General features: G+C 76.8%; 1 protein-coding gene. It reads right to left on the bottom strand.

Annotation, left to right across the window (positions count from 1 at the left end):
- A partial coding sequence (locus tag KUM03_RS32350; RefSeq protein ID WP_217254134.1) for a condensation domain-containing protein occupies positions 1 to 495 on the bottom strand: 495 nt, incomplete at both ends.

Genomic DNA, 495 nt, shown 5'->3' with positions numbered 1-495 from the left:
GACGAAGAACCCGACCAGGTCGTCCAGCGCCTCGTCGGTGCGGCCCGCGACGGGAGAGCCGACGGGGATGTCGGTGCCCGCCCCGTGCCGGGTCAGCACGGCCGCGAGGGCGGCGTGCAGCACCATGAACAGGCTGGCGCCGCCGGAGCGGGCGAGTTCGAGGAGCGCGGTGTGCAGGCCGGCGTCGAGGGTGCGGAAGACGGCCTCGCCGCGGTGTCCGGGGGTGGCCGGGCGCGGGCGGTCGGCGGGCAGCTGGAGTTCCTCCGGCAGCTGTGCCAGGGCCTCGCGCCAGTACGCGAACTGCCGTGCGGCGGTGCTCGCCGGGTCGTCGGCGTCGCCGAGCAGCTCGCGCTGCCACAGCGTGTAGTCGGCGTAACCGACGGGCAGTGGCGCGAAGTCGGGGGCGCGGCCCTCGCGGCGGGCGGCGTAGGCGGTGGCCAGGTCGCGGGTGAGCGGGGCCAGGGACCAGCCGTCGCCGGCGATGTGGTGCAGCAG

The sequence above is a fragment of the Streptomyces sp. AC602_WCS936 genome, from assembly GCF_019049125.1.
Taxonomy (GTDB): domain Bacteria; phylum Actinomycetota; class Actinomycetes; order Streptomycetales; family Streptomycetaceae; genus Streptomyces.
This window is presented reverse-complemented; position numbering and strand designations above follow the sequence as displayed.